Raw genomic sequence first — 19,716 nt, forward strand, 5'->3', positions numbered from 1 at the left:
TATAAATTTTAATCTGACTTTTGATTATCAATATAACCAAGCTCTGCTGAAAGTGATTTACCTGCAAGCAGTAAGTCTTTTAGCCACTCATCTCTTCGCCTATCAATAGGCGCAGAAACCGATAGCCCAGCAACCACTTCACCATATCGGTCATATAGTAGTACGCCAATACAACCTACCCCAATCTCAGCTTCTTCATTATCAAAGGCATAGCCTTGCTCGGCGCACCCCGTACATTCCTGCACGAGATCATTTAATGAAGAAAACGTATTACGCGTATATGTCGGTAAATTAGTACGTTGAGCATATCCTTTAATGCCCTCCTCTCCTTCCATGCCTAGCATCATCTTACCTACCCCAGTAACATGCAAAGGGGCACGACTACCAATCATTTGTTGGACATGCATCATCCTATTGGGTATCGCCTTTTCAACGTAAATAACCACATCCCCTTCACGTGTTGTCAGATTAATGGTTTCACCAAATTTATCACGCAGTTTTTCCATATAGGGGATCGCCACTTTACGAAAGTCGACGCTGTTATTCGGATAATGGCTTAACCTTAATAACCTGCCACTTAACAGATACTTCCCCTTACTATCTCTTTCAACAAAACGGTTATCGATTAACGAGTGCAGTATACGAAAAGCCGTAGAAGGCGCTAAGTTGGTGTCTGCACTCAGCGCCTTTAACGTGACAGGCATAGTGTAACGAGAGATGGCATCTAACAAGGTGGCAGCTCGGTCGATCACTTGAATTCTAGGCTGAACTTTTGCTTCGCTCACTTTTGTTTCTTTCATTATTATTTGACCTCGATAACAGCGCACATTGCGAATATAAATCTAAAACCACAATAAAACCAAATACCCAATGATGCAAATAAGTTTCACATAGTGGAATAATGTAGCAACGGCAATTAACAACCTAGTCTCAACCTTATATTTCAATACAGTACAGCGATCCCCCTAAATACCCAAGATTAATAATTCCATAATATGGAATTCAAACTCTTTGCGTGAATGCGACGGTTTCCATAAAGTGAAACTCAACATTAATGATTAAAGCGACAAATGTAATAGGCAAATACGCACCAATTACTGACGTTTCATTAATCTACACACCAGTAACAGCATAAGTATTGAGAGGAAAATATGAGCAGTAGAACCCCATCAGCAATGTATATCCCAACCTATGATGATGTACTCATTGCCCATGAACGAATCAAGCCTTACATTCATGAGACGCCTGTACTCACCTCACGTTTTTTGAATGACTTAACAGGTTCAGAGCTATTTTTTAAATGCGAAAATTTGCAAAAAGCAGCCGCATTTAAAGTACGTGGGGCTTGTAATGCAGTCTTTGGATTGACTGATGAGAAAGCCAAAAAAGGGGTAGCTACGCACTCGTCAGGTAATCATGCACTATCACTGTCATATGCAGCAGGACAACGTGGTATTGATGTCACTGTTGTGATGCCAAGAACAGCGCCTCAGGCAAAGAAAGATGCTGTGATTGGCTACGGTGGCACTATCGTTGAGTGCGAGCCGTCAACCAGTTCACGTGAAGCAGTATTTAGCGAAGTAGTGGCACAATCTGGTGCTGACTTTGTGCACCCCTATAACGACCCACGCGTGATAGCAGGTCAAGCTACTTGCTCTAAAGAGCTGATTAATCAGGTTGATGAACTCGATATTGTCATTGCCCCTATCGGTGGCGGAGGCATGATCTCTGGCACTTGCTTAACCCTATCGACAATAGCGCCTCAAATACAGGTCTATGCTGCTGAGCCCGTTAACGCCGATGACGCAGCACGCTCATTTAAAGCGGGTTATATCATCGCTGATGATGCGCCAAACACCGTGGCTGATGGCCTAAAAGTCCCTCTAAAAGAACTCACCTGGCATTTCGTCAAGAACCATGTAACCGACATTTTAACGGCTACAGAAGATGAAATTGTCGCGGCGATGAAGATTGTTTGGCTACGAATGAAACTCGTTATCGAGCCTAGTAGTGCGGTTTCGCTGGCGACCATCATAAAGAACCCTGAGATATTTAAAGGTAAACGAGTTGGAATCATTATTACCGGAGGCAATGTTGATTTAGACAAGCTTCCTTGGATGAGCCAGTAAATTAGATCCCGATTGGCATAACGATAAACAGATGGAGACAACAATGACAACAGTAACGACAACAATGACAACCACAAGCGACTTAGCCGTCGGTTACGACGTTCCCGCACTACCAGGGATGGCCGAAGCCGACATTCAAACTCCCTGTTTGGTGGTCGACCTTGATGCATTAGAGCGTAACATTCGTACCATGGGACAACTTGCAAAAGAGATGGGCGTTCGCCATCGAGTGCATGGGAAAATGCATAAGTCTGTCGATATTGCTCTTCTACAGGAGAGTTTAGGCGGCAGCTGTGGGGTATGTTGTCAAAAAGTATCCGAGGCTGAAGTCTTCGCCCGTGGTGGGATAAAAGATGTACTAGTATCAAATCAAGTTCGCGACCCCGCAAAAATAGACCGTTTAGCCCGCTTGCCAAAGCTTGGAGCACGTACTTTATGTTGCGTTGATGATATCGATAATGTTGCTGAACTCGCCTTGGCCGTTAAAAAACACGGCACTGAAATTGAATGTTTAGTAGAGATAGATTGCGGCGCTGGTCGTTGTGGTGTCAGTGAAGGTCAACCCGTTGTAGATATCGCTAAAGCTATTGCGGCAACACCTGGGCTAAAGTTTGCTGGCATTCAAGCTTATCAAGGCGCGATGCAGCATATGGAAAATTTCCTCGAGCGTAAAGAAAAAATAGATATTGCAGCAGCGATGGTTGCACGCACTATCGCCATGCTTAAAGAGGAAGGGCTAGAGTGTGACATCGTCGGTGGCGGGGGTACAGGTTCCTACTATTTCGAGGGAAACTCGGGAGTATTTAATGAGTTACAGTGTGGATCTTATGCCTTTATGGACGCTGATTATCAGCGTATACATGACAAAGATGGCCAAAAAATCTCTGAATTTGAAAACGCCCTGTTCATATTAACTTCGGTGATGAGCCACACCAAAACTGACAAAGCGATCTGTGATGCTGGCTTAAAAGCACAATCTATAGACAGTGGCTTACCTTATATCTTTGGCCGTAATGATGTCCAATACATCAAGTGTTCTGATGAGCATGGTGTTATTTCAGATCCCACTGGCGCACTAAGAATAAATCAAAAACTGAAGCTGGTGCCCGGTCACTGCGATCCAACCTGTAATGTTCATGATTACTACGTAGGTGTGCGTAACGGCATAGTTGAAACACTATGGCCAGTTTCAGCTCGTGGTAAAGCCTACTAAATCCATCACAAAACCGATTAATGCTCAAGGTAATGCGTAAGTCAGAAATCACCTTGAGCCAATAAGTTTCACGTTTTGCCCATTGCGCGAGCATAAAAGGATTCACCATAGCTTTTTATAGCCATAGCTTCTTAGTTCCCAACTATGCTTTGCCCTAGCTTACTAGGGGGTGATTGAAATATGACCGTCTTTTACACTCGCCAGTGGGATTTTTTATTTAGGAATACTCGATGAATCATTCAACTCCGAACACACATTCAATACCTAGCACTGATCCAAGCACAAATACAGGCATCACTCTTGTATCAGAAGCGGTATGCCAGCAAGTTATGGGCCGTACAGATGCGTTTAGCGCAGTAGAGAAGGTATTTTCTGCCATGGCTAAAGATACCGCTTATAACTTTCCAGTCATACGCGAAGCCATTGGCCATGCAGATGCCCTCTATGGCTTTAAATCAGGCTTTGATCGTGAAGGCATGGTACTAGGTTTGAAATCAGGCGGTTATTGGCCAGGTAATACAGAAAGACAATTAACCAATCACCAATCGACGATTATTTTATTTGATCCTGATACGGGAAGATTAGTATCTCTGGTTGGCGGCAACTATCTGACAGCGATACGAACAGCGGCATCATCTGCAGTGTCAATCAATCATCTAGCCCGTAAAAATGCTAGAACACTAGGTATCATAGGTGCAGGTCATCAATCGAGTTATCAACTTCAAGCGGCCTTGGAACAGCGCCCTTTTGAAAAAGTGCTCGCATGGAATAACGATGCCTCTAAACTGACTAAATTGGCCAAAATATGTGATGAGCTATCAGTGCCTTTTGAGTCCGTGAGCCGTGAAACACTGTGTGCTCAATCTGACGTTATTATTACCATTACCTCGGCATTTCAAGCATTAATCAACCAAAAGTGGATCAAACCAGGTACGCATATTGCTTGCATGGGAACCGACACCAAAGGAAAGCAAGAGGTTGATGCCGAGCTATTCACCCATGCCACAGTATTTACCGACGAGTTAACACAATCGACAACCATTGGTGAGGCGCAACACGCTGTCGCCGCTGGGCTCATTGATCCTAAGGACATAATTCCTATCGGCGACGTGATAAATGGCTCTCACCCGGGTCGAACATCAGATAATGAGATCACGCTTTTTGATGGTACGGGTGTGGGTCTACAAGACTTAGCTGTCGCTTCTGTCGCTGTCAAGTTAGCTCAAGCCCAAGGGAAAGCGACCTATGTTAATCTTTAAAAGCGACCTTGATATGGAAGCTTTGATAAAAGAGCTTAGTGAATAACCTGCTTTACAGATACTCTCTTTTAGGTCAACGTTATCATTACACAACAAAAATCGAATTAAAAAATAACAGCACAGGAGCAGAAATGTCATTAAATGTTTATCTATCTGGAGAGATCCATACCGATTGGAGAGAACAGATAATTCAAGCCTGTCAGAAATTAGAACTTGATATCATATTCTCGTCTGCAGTTACAAACCACGACCAAAGTGACAGCGCAGGAGATATGCTCAGGCAAACCAATACCGATGAAAGTCAAGGCTATTGGCGTGACCACCGTTCAGCAAAAGTGAACGCCATCAGAACAAAAACATTAATAGCAGCCTGTGATATCGCCATTATTCGTTTTGGTGATAAGTACAAACAATGGAATGCCGCCTTTGATGCTGGTTACTGTGCGGCACTGAACAAACCCTACATCACACTGCACAGTGAGGATATCATTCACCCACTCAAGGAAGTAGATAGCGCGGCTCACGCATGGGCGACCACTGTCGAGCAGGTCGTAGAAACACTGCAATATATTAGTCAGAAGTAAAAAGTGTGACGATATCCCTACTCGTGTGTGTATTAGAGCAGTTTCGAAGGCGGCTATACATCGCCTTCGATAAAATGCTTTTCCTCTTTTCTCCTAGCCAACTTAAAAACCATTCATGTACCAAGGTCCTTCGCAAGACTCCGTGAAATAGCCCTAGTGTATAATAAATATCAAGCCAGCCACCGTTAATCCATAATGTATCGACTCTGAATAAGAGTGAACAAGCATCACGCTTTTAATCGTGCCAGTCATTAATTCTTGATCTTGAATTCAATGCTAAGAGATGGCATTTTGGTGATTGAGTATGGGAAGCGCCAAAGTCTTAAATTTAACTATTGGCGCCGAAGTCTCTTGTTATAGCTGTATTTCGTTACATATACCCGTTCTGCTGTTTGCCTTTTCCGTAAGCCGATGATTACATGCACGCTGCAAATTTATTTCAGCTTGTGAAGAATTTGGAAACGCATTAATTATAAAAGAAAATAATTGTAATGAATTATCAGCCATATTGGACCAAAGAAGCTCAAACGCAAGTGAAGATAAGCTTTGCTGGCTAAAATCTAAGTGGTTATTTTCAGATTTTAAGTCGTTAAATTTTTCGTTAAAATCCCCAGAAACAATCCCTTTTATTAAGGTCAAAGTTGCATCACTTTTCCGTTCTGGAACCTCTTGACCATATAATACAGCTGCTATATCGTAAGTGAGTTGCTCTTTCAAGAAATAGCTTATTCCAGTATTGCTTAAAAGAATAATACTGTGCTCATCATCTATAAGTTGATTTCTCTATAATTTTACCCAGTAAAAAATAACCAAGATTAGAGTAAAGGTAATCCTCCCTGGGCTCAAATAGGGGCGTTTTTTTGGTTATTAGATTAACAAATTCCTGCTCCGATGTTTTCCTGTGGAAATTAGCATTAAACCACCCGTATTAAAACTACCTACGTAACAAATTGACGTAAAGTAATAAGCTGTACCATGACGCCTAATGTATTATTGAAGCGCTCCCGAGAAACTGAGGTGCGACACTTTAACTTTCTTAAGGCGCTAGTGAAGGTAACACACTACCAAATTTTCTAATCTTTCGCTGCAGCTCAATAGGTAGTTGCCAGTAACGCTTGTTTGAGTGCGTGCCAAGTCCAGTGACTCGCAAATCATCGTCTATTTGCCATTTTTGGGCTACTTCATTCGCATTAGATCTTGTACGACCATCATCCACGGCTTTCCCATCGAGCAATACTAGATAAGCGACTTCCTGCCAGTAGTCTGCCACTCTGGAACCATCATTGCTGACGACTTCAATTTCCTGACCAAATGACACTGACAATATATCGGTGGTATTAGCCATTTCAACGCTTATGATTTGCTTGAATCGCATGGTTAACCTCAAAAATTAGAAGGGCATAATGTTACCCCTGCAGTATTCCAGCGTCAATAACACTCTTGGCTAAGGAAATAAGGAAATAAGGAAATAAGGAAGTGGTTGTTAATCGCGGCTTTGACTTGTGTTCTTCTGGGACGGGGCATAATCACCTTAAACCAACAACTAAAAATGAGTGGCGCACTGCTACTTTGAACAAGAGGCACAACATTAAACATTACCTAAAACAGAACGATATCTCGTTCTGTTATTTGCATAATAAAGAGTATCAATAAACCTCAGCTTCAGGCTTATACAACACTTGCCATGCTGTTGATAAGGAAAGACGCGACTTCGCGCGGCCTATCCTTATTTGTTATGTGAAACCTAACCGGCACTACTCTTCTAAAATAACTTCGAAGCCACCATATATTAAACGTTTACCATCAAAGGGCATTGGATTTTGAGCTGGATCCATTCTAGGGTCTTCCATAATAGCTTCCCAACCCGCATCACGAACTTCCTTTGTTGGCCATATAACAGATGAAAAGACTACTGTTTCATCTTTGCCACATTTCACAGCCATTGGGAAGGATGTAATATCACCATCAGGAACATTATCTCCCCAACTTTCAGTAACTTTTAGTGCTCCGTGATCTTTGAAGACGACCGCAGATAACTTCGCATGTTCAATGTACTTTTCTTTATTTACTGTTGGTACTGCGGCAACAAAACCATCGACATAAGGCATATATTATTCCTTTTATACTCTACAGGTTGAAGTTCACATAACGCCGCGTTAAGTAGTGAGCAACACTACCACCTTGCTAAACCATTTCACCGTAAACACAAAACTCAACTTGAATTGAAAACGCCGAGTGTTGCGAATCTGTCTTAAACGCTTTGTTAGCTGTGTACTAGCCTCAGCTCAATTTTCTGAAGTTGAATAAATTACAATTAGACCCGGTGTAATAATCGTGGCAAAAATAGCTATTACTGCACTAACTGCATCGGGAAGAACTAAAGAAAGAGTGCCTTTAATTAATTTTGTATACAAAAGCGCAGGAGCCATGACCCAATCAGGCATAGGGATTAGATGAAACCCAACGAGCACGATTGCGGAATATGCAATTACACACCACCGAACAATTTGCCATGTAGCCTTTACTTGTTCACCAACTTTTTCCTGCATAATTTCACTTTCTGATATTCAACTAACTGCAATTATGCCACCACAAGAATGGCACACCATTAACTAAGATCAACAATTTTAAATTGAACTCCTACCTGACGATTTCAGCAAGCAGCTAACATTTGTATATACGACTTGCGCGTTTTGCCAAGTCCACTTGGGAAAGCGTGCACAAGCCTCAATTTTTAAAACCTTATTGATACAATGCATTACGGAAAATCAAACCTAATGGTATCCAATACACCTATTGATAAAACTTTGTCGCACACTTTACTTGCCTGTTATCTCAGCGATTCAAAGTCGCACACTTTTATCCTACTGAATTTACACAGTTTATTTACACTACACAATAGCAAAGCGTGAATAGAATCGTAAAGGTAGCCTTGATTTCTTGGGAAAAACGATAATGCTGTATAAAAACACAGTAACCTTATGGGTCAGGAAATGAAGCACTCAAGTCCTTTTTTGGAGTCAATTCGACAAGAAATTCGATTACGGGGCTTCAGCCTTCGCACCGAAAAAACTTATCTATATTGGATCAAGCGTTACATACTCTTCCATCAAAAGACACATCCTGACAATCTTGGGGCTGTCGATGTTAAGAACTTTTTGAGTTGGTTAGCAAACAATCAGAATGTAGTGGCTAATACACAAAAGGTCGCGCTAAATTCACTGGTATTTCTGTATCAACAGTGCCTAAAAGTCGAGCTAGGGGATTTAGGTTTTAGCTTGGCCACAAAGCAACGGACGTTACCAACGGTTTTATCGCCCAAGGAGGTCGCTCAGATTTTGTCGCATATGAATGGAACGGCAAAGTTTGTGATAATGAAAATGGGTTTGGTCCATCGTTACCCTGCTCATTAAGGAAAAAATATCCTAACACTTGTCGCCAATCGGCTTGGATGTTTTTATTTCCATCAAGCAATATCTGTCAACATCCAGTGACGAAAATGCCCTGCAGGCATCACCGACATGACAGTACCATAAGGAAAACACTTCAAAAAGCAGTGAGATTGACTCAAATAATGAAAAAAGTTAATTGTCATACATTCAGGCATTCGTTTGCAACACACCTCTTACAAACAGGAACTGACATAAGAACCGTACAAGAGTTACTAGGCCATAACTCTCTGAATACCACCCAGATATATACTCATGTTTTAGGGCAACACTATGCAGGTACCGTTAGCCCTTTAGATGCCTTGTAATATTGATAAGATATAGAATCACCGTCTCATAAAAATGTCTCAAAATACAGGGGCCATACGTCGTTCTTTCACATCCATATGAGAATGACATTAGTACCTCTGAACTCCACGGATGGAGACAATGCCATCAAGCTTCAATCGAAATATTTGTGACATGCAAACCTAGTCTATCCCACATCCCTTGAGGATTATTTGAGTTAACGAACTGACAACATCTTCAAAATCTTCATCACTCATTGACTCTTTGTTTAAGGCCGCAACCACTTGCACATTAAAGTCAGCGTAGTGTTGAGTAGAACTCCAGATAAGAAATAGCAAATGGTAAGGATTAACCTTATCAATCAAGCCTTGATCGATCCAAGCATCAATCACATCGACTTGGCTTTGTAGCCAGGTTCCGAAATCCCCATAGAGGTAATCATTTAATATTGGTGCGCCATGGATTAGCTCACTGGCGAAGATTCTAGAGGAATCAGGATCATCTTTAGAATGCATAACTTTGGCACGAATGTAAGCGCTAAGTGCCTGTTTAGGATCCTTATCAACCGACAAGGTATCATACTCTCTGTTCCAAACATCGATGATGTTACTTAGCAGCTGTTGGTACAAATCGGTTTTATCTTGAAAGTAGTAATGGATATTTGCTCTGGCAATATTAGCCCGCTCTGCAATTCGCTTAATTGAGGCACCTTTAAAGCCATAGGTGACAAATTCTTTCTTAGCAGCATTGAAAATAACAGCCTTATTCTTTTGCCGAATATTGCCTTCTGAAGCTTTAGCTTTGACCACAGTAACTTCCTGTCAGAGGTGCAAAAAAGATAAAATCAGCGACATGGAACATGCCGCTGATGAGTTAATTTAATTAGATAATAAAAGTGACCTCTTTTCAACCATAAAAGAGGCGTCCAATCATTAACCCCTTACATTAATTCATCGCTTTCACTTCAACTCTTCGTTGATGCAACAGTGGCTCTGTATAACCATTTGGCTGGAATTTTCCTTTAAAAATCAGCTCGATTGCCGTTTGAAATGCAATGTTAGACTTAACGTTTTCAGCCATCGGTTCGTACCTTACATCGGTGATATTTTGCATATCGACCACCTTGGCCATCTTGTGTAAAGATGCCATCACTTGTTCACTGGTTAACAGTCCATGGTGTAACCAGTTACAAATATGTTGGCTAGAGATACGCAAGGTCGCTCTATCTTCCATACGACTAACATCATTAATATCGGGCACTTTGGAGCAGCCAGTACCGTGATCTATCCAACGTACTACGTAACCCAACAAGCCTTGAATATTATTATCTAACTCATGTTGAATATCTTGTTGACTCAAGTTATCTCGGTTCTTCAACAGTGGAATGGTCAATAGATCCGTTAACTCATCATTATATAAAGAGTTATCTATTTCAGCTGAAAACAACTGTAGCAGCTTGTCCTGGATTTCACTGACGTTAACGTGGTGATAATGCAATACGTGCAGAGTCGCGGCCGTTGGTGACGGTACCCACGCACAGTTTGCGCCAGATTGTGGATGGTCTATCTTACTTTTTACCATGGCTGACATCTGATCGGGTATCGCCCACATCCCCTTGCCTATTTGGGCTTTGCCCTTAAAGCCAGCTTGTAGGCCAATGCGTACGTTGCGGTTTTCATAGGCTGCGATCCACTTTTCATTTTTCATCAGCTCTTTTCGCGCCATGGGCCCCGCTTGCATGCTGGTGTGTATCTCATCCCCTGTTCTATCTAAAAAGCCAGTATTAATAAAGGCGACACGGTCCTTACTGGCACGAATACACTCTTTTAAATTAACCGATGTACGACGCTCTTCATCCATAATACCCATCTTGATGGTATTGGTGGCTAAACCTAAACTCTCCTCAATGCGAGTAAACAGCTCATTACTAAATGCCACCTCTTCAGGTCCATGCATTTTCGGTTTAACAATATATACACTGCCTTGACGAGAGTTTTTAAACGCTGAATTACCTTTTAGATCATGCAAAGAGATAAGTGTCGTCATTAACCCATCTAAAATACCTTCCGATACCTCTTGGTTGTCTAATGTGAGCACAGCGTCATTTGTCATCAAATGACCAACATTGCGAATAAACAACAGGCTACGGCCAGGCAGTGTCAACACCTGATTGTCCAAACTTGTGTAGTTCCTATCAGCATTTAATTTACGCGTGATCGATACGCCATTTTTTTCAAGGGTTTCAGTTAAATCTCCTTTCATCAGGCCAAGCCAATTACGGTACACTGCCGTCTTATCTTCAGCATCAACGGCAGAGATTGAGTCTTCACAATCTTGTATCACACTCAAGGCCGACTCTAAAATGATATCAGCAACAGAAGCAGGGTCTGTTTTCGCGACAGGCATACTGGGATCAATTTTGATCTCTATGTGTAAGCCATTATTTTTAAAAAGCAGCGCACTTGGATTCTGTTCATCACCATTAAAACCAACCAGTTTATCAGGATCTTGTAAACACACTAGAACACCCAATTGAAGCTTGACGACAAGTGCAGAGTTGGCAATTTGATAACTAACGACATCGCCATGGCTGCCATTTTGCAGCGGGATAACGTCATCTAAAAATTGACGACCATAGGCCTGCACTTTTGCGCCCCGAACTGGATTATAGTGCCGAGTGATCCCCGCTCCGTTATCATCACTTATCACATCGGTACCATAGAGTGCATCATATAAACTACCCCAACGCGCATTGGCAGCGTTTATAGCAAAGCGTGCATTCATTAAAGGCACCACAAGCTGTGGGCCTGCCACTTTACCGACTTCATCGTCAACATAAGCGGTCGTGATAGAGAAGTCCTCTTTCTCTTCAACGATGTATCCAATATCAGTTAAAAATTGCTGGTACTTTGCTTGTTCGATACCATCATTTACCCCCAGATTGTTGTCAGCATGCTTGTGATCACGCTTCTGCTCTAAGTGCCATGCATCTATTTGCGTCTGAAATCTTGTTCTAGTCGCTAATAGTTGCTCATTTATAGGCGTGAATTCATTAAAGAGGTTCGCCATTGAAAGCCAAAAACCTTCCGCATCGACACCAGTTCCTGGTAGCACTTCATGCTCAACAAAGTTGTATAAACACTCGGCAACTTTGTAACCATTCTTTATAACTCGTTTATGCATATGCTAATTGACTGCCTTGGCTGATGATTGGGAAACATTTGATAACCAAATGGCTAACGTCGTACGCTCTTCATCGGTCATCTCGGTCTTGTTCATAAACGGCATATCTTTAGCATCAATCACTCGTGCTTGAATGCGCGGTGCCCATTGCACAATACTTGCTTCATCGGAAAATATGATGCCAGCAGGCGCAATCGTAAACACATCATCAGTCGGCGCATCTGAATGACAACTACTACAACGTGCATCGATAATATGCTTGATTTGGGTGAGCCCTACGGTTTGCTGCTTCTGTTCAGCGCTAAGTTCAGTAGAAACAGGCGCTATAACAAAGGCAAGCGCAATGGTGGCGACCACGGATCCCACAAGTATTAATGGCTTTTGCTTACCAAAATGGCGTAATACAAAGTATTGGCGAACCGCAGCAGTAATGACAATGATCGCAATCAACACTAACCAGTTGGCACTATGGTTATAGGTCATTGGATAATGGTTTGAGATCATGATGAAGATGATTGGCAACGTAATATAGGTATTGTGTGTTGAACGCAGCTTGGCGTTCAATCCGTAAGCAGGATTTGGTGTTTTCCCCTCCTCAACCGCTTTCACTAAAGCACGTTGTGACGGCATTATCCCGAAAAACACATTACCCGCCATAATGGTGCCGATGATTGCGCCTATGTGCATATAAGCGCCACGAGCACTGAACACTTGGGTTAATCCATAAGATAATGCAGTGATAACAAGCATCAAGATCACGCCTAGCACTAAACTGTGATTTTTAAGTTTAGTGCGCACTAAAAACTCATAGCTACCGACACCCAGTACAATGGATCCCACACCGATAGCAATGGCTTGAAATTGGGTTAAATCAGCAACGCGCTTATCGATAAGGTATGTGTCAGCACCGACATAAAACATCAGTGATAACAGTAGAAAACCAGTTAACCACGTGGTATACGCTTCCCACTTAAACCAATGTAAATTAACTGGGATCTGTGGCGGCGCCAATTTATATTTAGCGACTTCATAAAAACCGCCACCATGAATAGCCCAAAGATCACCACTCACCCCTTTGTCGGCCTTCCATTGCGGTGGTTTTTCCAAATGGTTATCTAACCAAACAAAGTAAAATGATGCACCAATCCAAGCGATGCCTGTGATCACATGTGCAAAACGAATAATTAAGTTTAACCATTCATTAATATAGGGATCCATAAGCTTCCTCAATTTTTTATAATTAGTTGTTGTACTCGTTCTTGTTTTTTTATCTGACTAGCATCTACACTCGCTCACCCATAATATGCGTCGCTTTTATATGACGTTCGTCACCTAACATACTTAAGATGAAAAGCTTTTCAGACAAATTGTTACAGTGCTGCATACGGCGAGACATAAGCTCGGTGGCATGATAGTCAAGGACGATAAAGTCAGCCTCAGCACCTTTAGTGAAATTACCAATTGTGCCTTCAAGATCTAAGGCCACTGCGCCACCTAACGTGGCTAAATAAAACGATTGGATCGGACTCAGTTTATCTGCTCGAAGCTGCTGAGTTTTGTAACCTTCGTTAAGCGTGCTTAGCATTGAAAACGTGGTGCCAGCACCAATATCTGTACCGTAACCAACATTAACATCATACTTTTGCGCCTGTTTTAGGTTGAATAGCCCGCTGCCTAGAAACAAGTTTGAACTTGGACAAAATGCAATTGCTGCATCGGTTTCACCTAAACGCTGACATTCGCTGTCATGCAGGTGGACGCCATGTGCGAAGACACTGCGACGGCCCAACAATTTATGTTGATCATAAACATCTAAATAGCCCTTGTTGTCAGGAAATATTTCATTGACCCAAGCTATTTCATCTTTGTTTTCACTAAGATGAGTGTGTAGATATACGCTAGGGTTTTCAGCCAGCAGTTGGCCTGCTTTATTGAGTTGTTCGGCTGAGCATGTTGGTGCAAACCTTGGTGTGATGGCATATTGCAATCTATCGACTTTATGCCACTTTTCAATCAGTGCTTTACTGTCGTCATAACCGGTTTGTGCAGTATCGGATAGATAGTCTGGACAGTTTTGATCCATTAGTACCTTGCCACAAATCATACGTAATTTTTTCTGTTGAGCCACAGTAAAGAAAGCCTCAACCGACTCTTTATGTACAGTGCCGAACACTAATGCGGTGGTGGTTCCAGCTGCAAGCAGTTGAGTTAAAAAGAACTCGGCCACTTTTTTCCCATGCTCAAAATCTTCAAATTGTCGCTCGAAAGGAAAAGTATAATTTTCTAACCATTCAAGTAGTTGCTCACCATAAGAGGCAATCATCTCTGTTTGCGGGTAATGCACATGAGTGTCGATAAAGCCTGGCATTATTAGTCCAGTTTCATAATGGGCGACCTCAATCGATGGGTCCAATGTGGGTAATAGTTCGCTCGCATCTCCTACCTGCTCAACCAATCCATCTTTGATAATTAACAGTCCGTCATCAAAGTGCTGGTAGCTCTCTTCTAGACGACCCTTGGCTGGATCAGACAAGAAGTGCAGTAACTCTCCCCGGTATGCTTTCAACATTATCATTTACCTTTTTATCGTATCGTTTGCAGTTTTATTATTAGATACCAATCTGGGTTGGTATTTTGTTGCTAAACTCGTTTGCTACCACAAAACGAATCATCATGGCGGTTAAAAATCGCGCTTAACGTTGAGCAATTAACAGTGATCCATCGAGTACAAGCGCATCACAATTATCTCCCTCTCCGCCTCTATCGATCACCAAGAAATCACTCTCATCAAGGGTCGCTAAACAGAAGTGATGCCAAGTTCCTTTGTGATAATTAACTCCCTGATCTGAACTTGCGATAAACACTTCAATCTTGTTGACATCGAACTCACCAGCCGGTGCCACGACCACTATGTAGGGATTATTTCCCATAGGTATAAATGCCTGACTGCCATGGGGATGACGCTCCATCATCTTAATCGCTATCGGCAGTGCTAACGGCTTTGCACGGAAAATACTGATCAAGGTATGACCGCCATTATCACTCACATCAACCTTAGCTAAATCATGGTAACGTTGAGCAAGGCCATCATTTATCGACAAGATTTTTGCATCAGGCGTGGCCTCGATAACATCACCAAAGGCACTAAATGCGGCTTGTGTTAATGGTTTTGATGTAAGAAGTCTTAACTTATCTGTCATCATATTTTCCATTCTATTCACCTTAGCTGCCGCGGTAGGTTGAATAACCAAATGCAGTTAATAACAAAGGGATATGGTAATGACTATTATCGCCATCAAGTTCAAAGACAATATCGACATAGGGATAAAATCCTTTGTCGTTATTGGCGTTAAAGTAAGTGCTAGTATCAAAATGCATTCGATACACACCAGCATCCAGAACTCTGTCATCAGCCAATAATCCGCCAATGCGTCCGTCTAGGTTAGTGATACCCGATGCCAATACTTGCCACTCGCCTTCTACTTGAGCAAACAGGGTAATGGGTAAACCGGGTGCAGGTTTTCCACGCGTAGTGTCCAGAACGTGCGTTGTTATTTGGCTCATATCTTTTACTCTTATTTATTAGGCTGCAATATTCTTGCTTATCACAAATTGACTCAAATTAGTTTCTGCAGACGTAGCTGAAAAATTTTGCGCTGCTCTTCTGCTGCATTAACTAGCTCAGTGATTTTGTCGTTAGGTAATCGCGCAAGCAGCAAGCTCAACATCTCCTCAGCACTCTTGCCTGTGGCGCACACGATAAAGATAAAACCAAACTTTTTAAGGTATTCAGCATTACCATTGGCTAAATCTTGTAAGACTTGCTCTGATGCCTGATTGACAGCACCTTGCTCACCGCTGGCAAGCGCCTTAGTATTGGCATATTTCGCACGTAAGGTATCAACATTGCCGATCTGAGGGTGACCTTCAAACGCTTCTAAAAGGTCATATTCTCCCAAGCTTTTCCAAGCATCATTGGCCTTAGATGCTAACACTTGAGCATTTAAAAATGGTCTTGATGACACCATCACTTCAACCCAATTTGATGCCGTGCAGCACTGCATAAAAGCATGTGTAGCTTGCTCAACAGGTAGGTTATTTAACGTATCTAAATTCATCTCAGTCCCCATTAATCTTTGCGCTTACCGAATAAACGCATACGTGCAATACCACCATCAGGGAAGATATTGAGGCGCACATGGGTGAAACTTTGTTGGCTATTTGGCACTATCTCATTGATAAACAAATGTTCACGATGTGCATGGAGTTTGGTGCGAGTAATAATGGGTTGCCATAGGTCCGCTTGTTGATCATCAGTGAAATCATCACTGTCTGATACCATCCCCTCTAGCGAGAAAGTATCAGGGAAATTACCTTTAAAGTGACAGGTATCAATAAGCACCTTCTCGATCGAACCACGGCTAGCCAACTTTACGATAGACCAATCAGGACCGGGATCACGACGTCGCTTAGTTTCCCAACCTGCGCCCATATTGGCAGGTCGACCAGGCATAATCAGGTTATTCTTGTCGCTAAAGAACATATCGCTGGCAAGCAGAGCCCTACCACCATTCTTAATATAGGCAAGATCGATAAGCTCACCGGCAATGAACTGTTCCCAATTCACATCAGCTTCGCCATAAACGCGGATCCGGGCAATACCTCCATCAGGGAACATGTTGAGACGAATGTGGGTCCAAGCAGTATCATTGCTTATTGAGAATAAATTTTGACTATGGGCCTCAACCTTAGTTTGCGCTAACAGGGCATGCCAGACGGTTTCCTCACTAGGTTCAATCTCGCTCACACAAGCTTCAACCGACACGGCCTCAGGTGCGTTACCACGGAAATAGTTAGTATCGATATCCACACCACGGATCAAACCTTTAATACCAAGCTTGATAACGCACCAATCAAATTCACGACCATCATCACGGCCGTAACTACGACGAGACTCCCAACCATCCATCCACTTACCGCGATCGGTAAATTTATCATCGATAAAAATGCCACGACCCGGTTTGATTAAATTTTCCATTTCGGCAAAAAAGTCATCACTACACACGAGTGTTTCACCGCCCACGCCTTCACTGGCAAGATCAACGTATTGAGATTTAAATTTTCTTTCAAGCTCAAGCGCTTCGCCTGTTAACTTATTTTGTTGTTGTGTATCGATATCTAGCATCATAACGTCGAGATCCTATTTAATATTTAGTATATTTTATAATTGGTTATGGTAATTTCTGCTGCCGTTACAGCTTTCCCTTTAGTAAAGGTCGTCCAATCGGCGCGTTGATAAATTCATCTTGCTGGTACACATGATGGCCTCGCACATAAGTATGCAAAATTTGTCCGGTGACTTGTCGGCCTGCATAGGGAGTAATATTGTGGCGATGTTTGATCATTTCATTGGTGATGGTGTAACTTACTTCAGGATCAAACACTACAAAATCAGCGTGATACCCGGCTGTTATCTGGCCTTTTATGCTATCTAAACCGGCAAACTTAGCGGTTTTACTCGACATTAATCGAGCCAGATCTACTAAGGTAAAGCCGCGTTCTTTCGCTTCGGTCCAAATCAGTGGCAGACCAAATTGCAAGGCTGATATTCCGCCCCACGCTTTTTCAATATCACCGGTGTCGATATGTTTGAGCTCGGGCGTACAGGGAGAGTGATCTGACACAATAAAATCTAAACGCCCATCGGTAACTGCTTGCCATAAATGTTCACGATTGCTGTTCTCACGAATAGGCGGGCAACACTTAAACAAGGTTTTACCATCCGGAATATTTTCTGAAGCAATCGTTAGATAATGTGGGCAGGTTTCGGCAGTAAAGCGTAAACCCTCGCTTTTCGCTGTCGCAATCGATGCGAGTGCTTCATCAGATGAAAGGTGGACGATATGAATCTTACAGTTATCCCCCCGCTCTTTTGACTCTCGAGCCATATCCACCATGAGTGAAATGGCATCATTCTCCCAACGCTTAGGTCGAGAGGCTAAAAAGCTGTTGTATTTATCACTCACAACCACATCATTAAAGCCACCGCAGTCAAGCTCAGCATGAATCAAGTAAGGCACATCGTGTTTGGCTAGAATAGGCATGGCCGCACGAATATCTTTGGCTTCGACGTTAGGGAACTCCGGGATACCTGAGTCAATTAAAAAGGATTTAACCCCTAATACGCCAGCATTAAGCAGTTCATCTAGATCATCGATATTTTGTGGGATAACCCCGCCCCAAAAACCACAATCAACCCATAACTTGTCGTCAACTGAGTTCAATTTCTCTTCGAATGCCGCCTTGGTGGTTGTCACGGGAATGCAATTTAACGGCATATCCACTAATGCGGTAATACCACCTGCTGCCGCGGCTTGAGTGGCCGTGTTAAAGCCTTCCCATTCAGTACGACCGGGTTCGTTAATATGCACATGCGAATCAACCAAACCTGGCATAATAACCTGATCAGCATAATCGAGCACCTCGCACTCAAGCGCCATGCCATAAGGGTGGACGGCATGAATAAGCTCGCCTTTAATCTCAACACAGGCAGCAATCATCTCGCTGATACCATTATCCGTTACGATTACGTTTTTACTCTGTAGGGCAAAATGTGTCACCTTACGGCTCCTATTGATTACATGAAAACGGTTAAATAGATCAAATGACTAAAATAGAAAAAGCTAGTCCGCGTTAAGCAGTGCTTTAAACTCTTTCCAAAAAATGCCCTGTTGGGTCGCTGGAACAGACTTTGGTTTAGGTAATGTAGAGCTTGCGTCTTGCTGGAGTACGTTAACAAGCTGCAGCTCTCGTTCTACTGCCGCTTTTTGCTCCGCTTGATATAAATTCACTATTTCACCAGCGACGGAGATAGCGACCTCCATGGGTAACTTACCGCCAACCTGCTCAAGACCAATAGGGCAACTCATCCGAGCGACTTGCACAGGATCGACCTCTCTATGCTTGTAACGCTGTAGAAAGCGGCGCCTTTTAGTGTCAGATGCGATCAAACCTAAATAGGAGAAATTGCCACGCTTTAACACCGCTTGGGTGATCTCAAAATCCATTTGATGATTATGGGTCATCACCACAAAATAACTGTTTGCAGGCATACTGGCGACTTCAAACTCAGGCTCTTCACTGACCACTTTAGTCACATTTTGGTACATCTCTATGTTGGTCGGAAACTGCTCTTCACGGCTATCAACCCAAGTAACATGACAAGGAAGCCCAGCTAGAATGGGGATTAACGCTTTGCCCACATGCCCTGCACCAAACAGCATAATATTGACCCCAACAGCAGCGAAACACTCAAACAGCACGCTAGCATTGCCACCACAACATTGGCCCAAATTACTCGCCAGTTGAAAGTGCTCTAACTGTTGATCATTTTTACCTTTAACCAACATGCTTCGAGCGTATTTAGTCGCTTTATGCTCAAGATGACCACCGCCAATGGTGTCAAATATCTCATCTTGGCTTATCACCATTTTAGTGCCGCTGTTTCTTGGTGTTGAACCGGAGACACCCACTAATGTCACTAAGACATAGGCCTTACCTTGTAGACTTAATTGATTAGCTGCGCTACTCCAGTTCATTGGCATCATCTTA

Annotated in this window: 19 protein-coding genes and 2 pseudogenes; 5 read left to right on the forward strand and 16 right to left on the reverse strand. The window is 42.6% G+C overall.

Features of this window, described 5'->3' with window-relative positions; genetic code table 11:
• Positions 1 to 8 precede the first annotated feature (8 nt).
• Positions 9 to 800, reverse strand: coding sequence for an IclR family transcriptional regulator (locus HWQ47_RS14025; RefSeq protein ID WP_269966720.1), 792 nt, complete (start codon positions 798 to 800; stop codon positions 9 to 11).
• A gap of 351 nt (positions 801 to 1,151) precedes the next feature.
• Here HWQ47_RS14025 and bhcB point away from each other — a divergent pair, with 351 nt between their 5' ends.
• From bhcB to HWQ47_RS14045, 4 genes are all read left to right on the forward strand, one after another.
• Entirely contained in the window at positions 1,152 to 2,129 is a 978-nt protein-coding gene (gene bhcB, locus HWQ47_RS14030; protein WP_269966721.1) for a beta-hydroxyaspartate dehydratase BhcB, read from the forward strand.
• 43 nt (positions 2,130 to 2,172) lie between these two features.
• Complete coding sequence (gene bhcC, locus HWQ47_RS14035; RefSeq protein ID WP_269966722.1) at positions 2,173 to 3,342, forward strand: 3-hydroxy-D-aspartate aldolase BhcC; 1,170 nt, start codon at positions 2,173 to 2,175, stop codon at positions 3,340 to 3,342.
• Between the two features lie 230 nt (positions 3,343 to 3,572).
• Positions 3,573 to 4,601: an iminosuccinate reductase BhcD gene (gene bhcD, locus HWQ47_RS14040; protein ID WP_269966723.1), complete on the forward strand. Its 1,029-nt coding sequence runs from the start codon at positions 3,573 to 3,575 to the stop codon at positions 4,599 to 4,601.
• 131 nt (positions 4,602 to 4,732) lie between these two features.
• Positions 4,733 to 5,185: a YtoQ family protein gene (locus HWQ47_RS14045; protein WP_269966724.1), complete on the forward strand. Its 453-nt coding sequence runs from the start codon at positions 4,733 to 4,735 to the stop codon at positions 5,183 to 5,185.
• Positions 5,186 to 5,539: 354 nt separating this feature from the next.
• Here HWQ47_RS14045 and HWQ47_RS14050 read toward each other — a convergent pair whose 3' ends face one another.
• From HWQ47_RS14050 to HWQ47_RS14065, 5 genes and pseudogenes are all read right to left on the reverse strand, one after another.
• Entirely contained in the window at positions 5,540 to 5,902 is a 363-nt protein-coding gene (locus HWQ47_RS14050; protein ID WP_269966725.1) for a hypothetical protein, read from the reverse strand.
• 46 nt (positions 5,903 to 5,948) lie between these two features.
• Positions 5,949 to 6,077: pseudogene (locus tag HWQ47_RS28095) on the reverse strand (serine hydrolase); the annotation flags it as partial.
• A gap of 144 nt (positions 6,078 to 6,221) precedes the next feature.
• The gene (locus HWQ47_RS14055; protein WP_269966726.1) at positions 6,222 to 6,560 is read right to left on the reverse strand and encodes a hypothetical protein; all 339 of its coding nucleotides are present in this window, start codon (positions 6,558 to 6,560) and stop codon (positions 6,222 to 6,224) included.
• A gap of 379 nt (positions 6,561 to 6,939) precedes the next feature.
• Positions 6,940 to 7,293 carry a DUF1428 domain-containing protein gene (locus tag HWQ47_RS14060; RefSeq protein ID WP_269966727.1) on the reverse strand — a complete coding sequence of 118 codons (354 nt, stop codon included), beginning with the start codon at positions 7,291 to 7,293 and terminating at the stop codon, positions 6,940 to 6,942.
• Positions 7,294 to 7,470: 177 nt separating this feature from the next.
• Positions 7,471 to 7,734: a hypothetical protein gene (locus HWQ47_RS14065; protein WP_269966728.1), complete on the reverse strand. Its 264-nt coding sequence runs from the start codon at positions 7,732 to 7,734 to the stop codon at positions 7,471 to 7,473.
• A 444-nt stretch (positions 7,735 to 8,178) separates the two neighbouring features.
• Here HWQ47_RS14065 and HWQ47_RS14070 point away from each other — a divergent pair.
• Positions 8,179 to 8,942 (forward strand): annotated as a pseudogene (locus HWQ47_RS14070) (phage integrase N-terminal SAM-like domain-containing protein).
• Between the two features lie 162 nt (positions 8,943 to 9,104).
• Here the strand turns inward: HWQ47_RS14070 and HWQ47_RS14075 are convergent.
• From HWQ47_RS14075 to xdhC, 10 genes are all read right to left on the reverse strand, one after another.
• Entirely contained in the window at positions 9,105 to 9,731 is a 627-nt protein-coding gene (locus HWQ47_RS14075) for a TetR/AcrR family transcriptional regulator (RefSeq protein WP_269966729.1), read from the reverse strand.
• Between the two features lie 136 nt (positions 9,732 to 9,867).
• Positions 9,868 to 12,105: a malate synthase G gene (locus tag HWQ47_RS14080; RefSeq protein WP_269966730.1), complete on the reverse strand. Its 2,238-nt coding sequence runs from the start codon at positions 12,103 to 12,105 to the stop codon at positions 9,868 to 9,870.
• A gap of 3 nt (positions 12,106 to 12,108) precedes the next feature.
• Entirely contained in the window at positions 12,109 to 13,323 is a 1,215-nt protein-coding gene (locus HWQ47_RS14085) for a urate hydroxylase PuuD (protein ID WP_269966731.1), read from the reverse strand.
• A gap of 64 nt (positions 13,324 to 13,387) precedes the next feature.
• Complete coding sequence (gene guaD / locus HWQ47_RS14090) at positions 13,388 to 14,674, reverse strand: guanine deaminase (RefSeq protein ID WP_269966732.1); 1,287 nt, start codon at positions 14,672 to 14,674, stop codon at positions 13,388 to 13,390.
• A 124-nt stretch (positions 14,675 to 14,798) separates the two neighbouring features.
• Positions 14,799 to 15,317: an ureidoglycolate lyase gene (locus HWQ47_RS14095; protein WP_269966733.1), complete on the reverse strand. Its 519-nt coding sequence runs from the start codon at positions 15,315 to 15,317 to the stop codon at positions 14,799 to 14,801.
• A gap of 10 nt (positions 15,318 to 15,327) precedes the next feature.
• Positions 15,328 to 15,669, reverse strand: a complete 342-nt coding sequence (gene uraH, locus HWQ47_RS14100) for a hydroxyisourate hydrolase (RefSeq protein ID WP_269966734.1) — start codon at positions 15,667 to 15,669, stop codon at positions 15,328 to 15,330.
• 53 nt (positions 15,670 to 15,722) lie between these two features.
• Positions 15,723 to 16,223 (reverse strand): 2-oxo-4-hydroxy-4-carboxy-5-ureidoimidazoline decarboxylase, encoded by a 501-nt coding sequence (gene uraD, locus HWQ47_RS14105; RefSeq protein WP_269966735.1) that lies wholly within the window; start codon positions 16,221 to 16,223, stop codon positions 15,723 to 15,725.
• An 11-nt stretch (positions 16,224 to 16,234) separates the two neighbouring features.
• On the reverse strand, positions 16,235 to 17,293 hold the full coding sequence (gene alc, locus HWQ47_RS14110) for an allantoicase (RefSeq protein WP_269966736.1): 1,059 nt from the start codon (positions 17,291 to 17,293) through the stop codon (positions 16,235 to 16,237).
• Positions 17,294 to 17,357: 64 nt separating this feature from the next.
• Positions 17,358 to 18,725, reverse strand: coding sequence for an allantoinase AllB (gene allB / locus HWQ47_RS14115; RefSeq protein WP_269966737.1), 1,368 nt, complete (start codon positions 18,723 to 18,725; stop codon positions 17,358 to 17,360).
• Positions 18,726 to 18,788: 63 nt separating this feature from the next.
• Positions 18,789 to 19,712 carry a xanthine dehydrogenase accessory protein XdhC gene (gene xdhC / locus HWQ47_RS14120; RefSeq protein ID WP_269966738.1) on the reverse strand — a complete coding sequence of 308 codons (924 nt, stop codon included), beginning with the start codon at positions 19,710 to 19,712 and terminating at the stop codon, positions 18,789 to 18,791.
• Positions 19,713 to 19,716: the final 4 nt, after the last annotated feature.

This window comes from Shewanella sp. MTB7 (assembly GCF_027571385.1).
Lineage (GTDB): Bacteria > Pseudomonadota > Gammaproteobacteria > Enterobacterales > Shewanellaceae > Shewanella.

Bases quoted from the DNA above. Each gene is read 5' to 3' on its own strand.
- HWQ47_RS14065 (WP_269966728.1), bottom strand. From the start codon at position 7,734: ATGCAGGAAAAAGTTGGTGAACAAGTAAAGGCTACATGGCAAATTGTT.
- uraD (WP_269966735.1), bottom strand. From the start codon at position 16,223: ATGAATTTAGATACGTTAAATAACCTACCTGTTGAGCAAGCTACACAT.
- bhcD (WP_269966723.1), top strand. From the start codon at position 3,573: ATGAATCATTCAACTCCGAACACACATTCAATACCTAGCACTGATCCA.
- xdhC (WP_269966738.1), bottom strand. From the start codon at position 19,712: ATGATGCCAATGAACTGGAGTAGCGCAGCTAATCAATTAAGTCTACAA.
- guaD (WP_269966732.1), bottom strand. From the start codon at position 14,674: ATGTTGAAAGCATACCGGGGAGAGTTACTGCACTTCTTGTCTGATCCA.
- uraH (WP_269966734.1), bottom strand. From the start codon at position 15,669: ATGAGCCAAATAACAACGCACGTTCTGGACACTACGCGTGGAAAACCT.
- HWQ47_RS14045 (WP_269966724.1), top strand. From the start codon at position 4,733: ATGTCATTAAATGTTTATCTATCTGGAGAGATCCATACCGATTGGAGA.
- HWQ47_RS14085 (WP_269966731.1), bottom strand. From the start codon at position 13,323: ATGGATCCCTATATTAATGAATGGTTAAACTTAATTATTCGTTTTGCA.
- HWQ47_RS14055 (WP_269966726.1), bottom strand. From the start codon at position 6,560: ATGCGATTCAAGCAAATCATAAGCGTTGAAATGGCTAATACCACCGAT.
- HWQ47_RS14095 (WP_269966733.1), bottom strand. From the start codon at position 15,317: ATGGAAAATATGATGACAGATAAGTTAAGACTTCTTACATCAAAACCA.
- bhcB (WP_269966721.1), top strand. From the start codon at position 1,152: ATGAGCAGTAGAACCCCATCAGCAATGTATATCCCAACCTATGATGAT.
- bhcC (WP_269966722.1), top strand. From the start codon at position 2,173: ATGACAACAGTAACGACAACAATGACAACCACAAGCGACTTAGCCGTC.
- HWQ47_RS14080 (WP_269966730.1), bottom strand. From the start codon at position 12,105: ATGCATAAACGAGTTATAAAGAATGGTTACAAAGTTGCCGAGTGTTTA.
- HWQ47_RS14025 (WP_269966720.1), bottom strand. From the start codon at position 800: ATGAAAGAAACAAAAGTGAGCGAAGCAAAAGTTCAGCCTAGAATTCAA.
- alc (WP_269966736.1), bottom strand. From the start codon at position 17,293: ATGATGCTAGATATCGATACACAACAACAAAATAAGTTAACAGGCGAA.
- HWQ47_RS14060 (WP_269966727.1), bottom strand. From the start codon at position 7,293: ATGCCTTATGTCGATGGTTTTGTTGCCGCAGTACCAACAGTAAATAAA.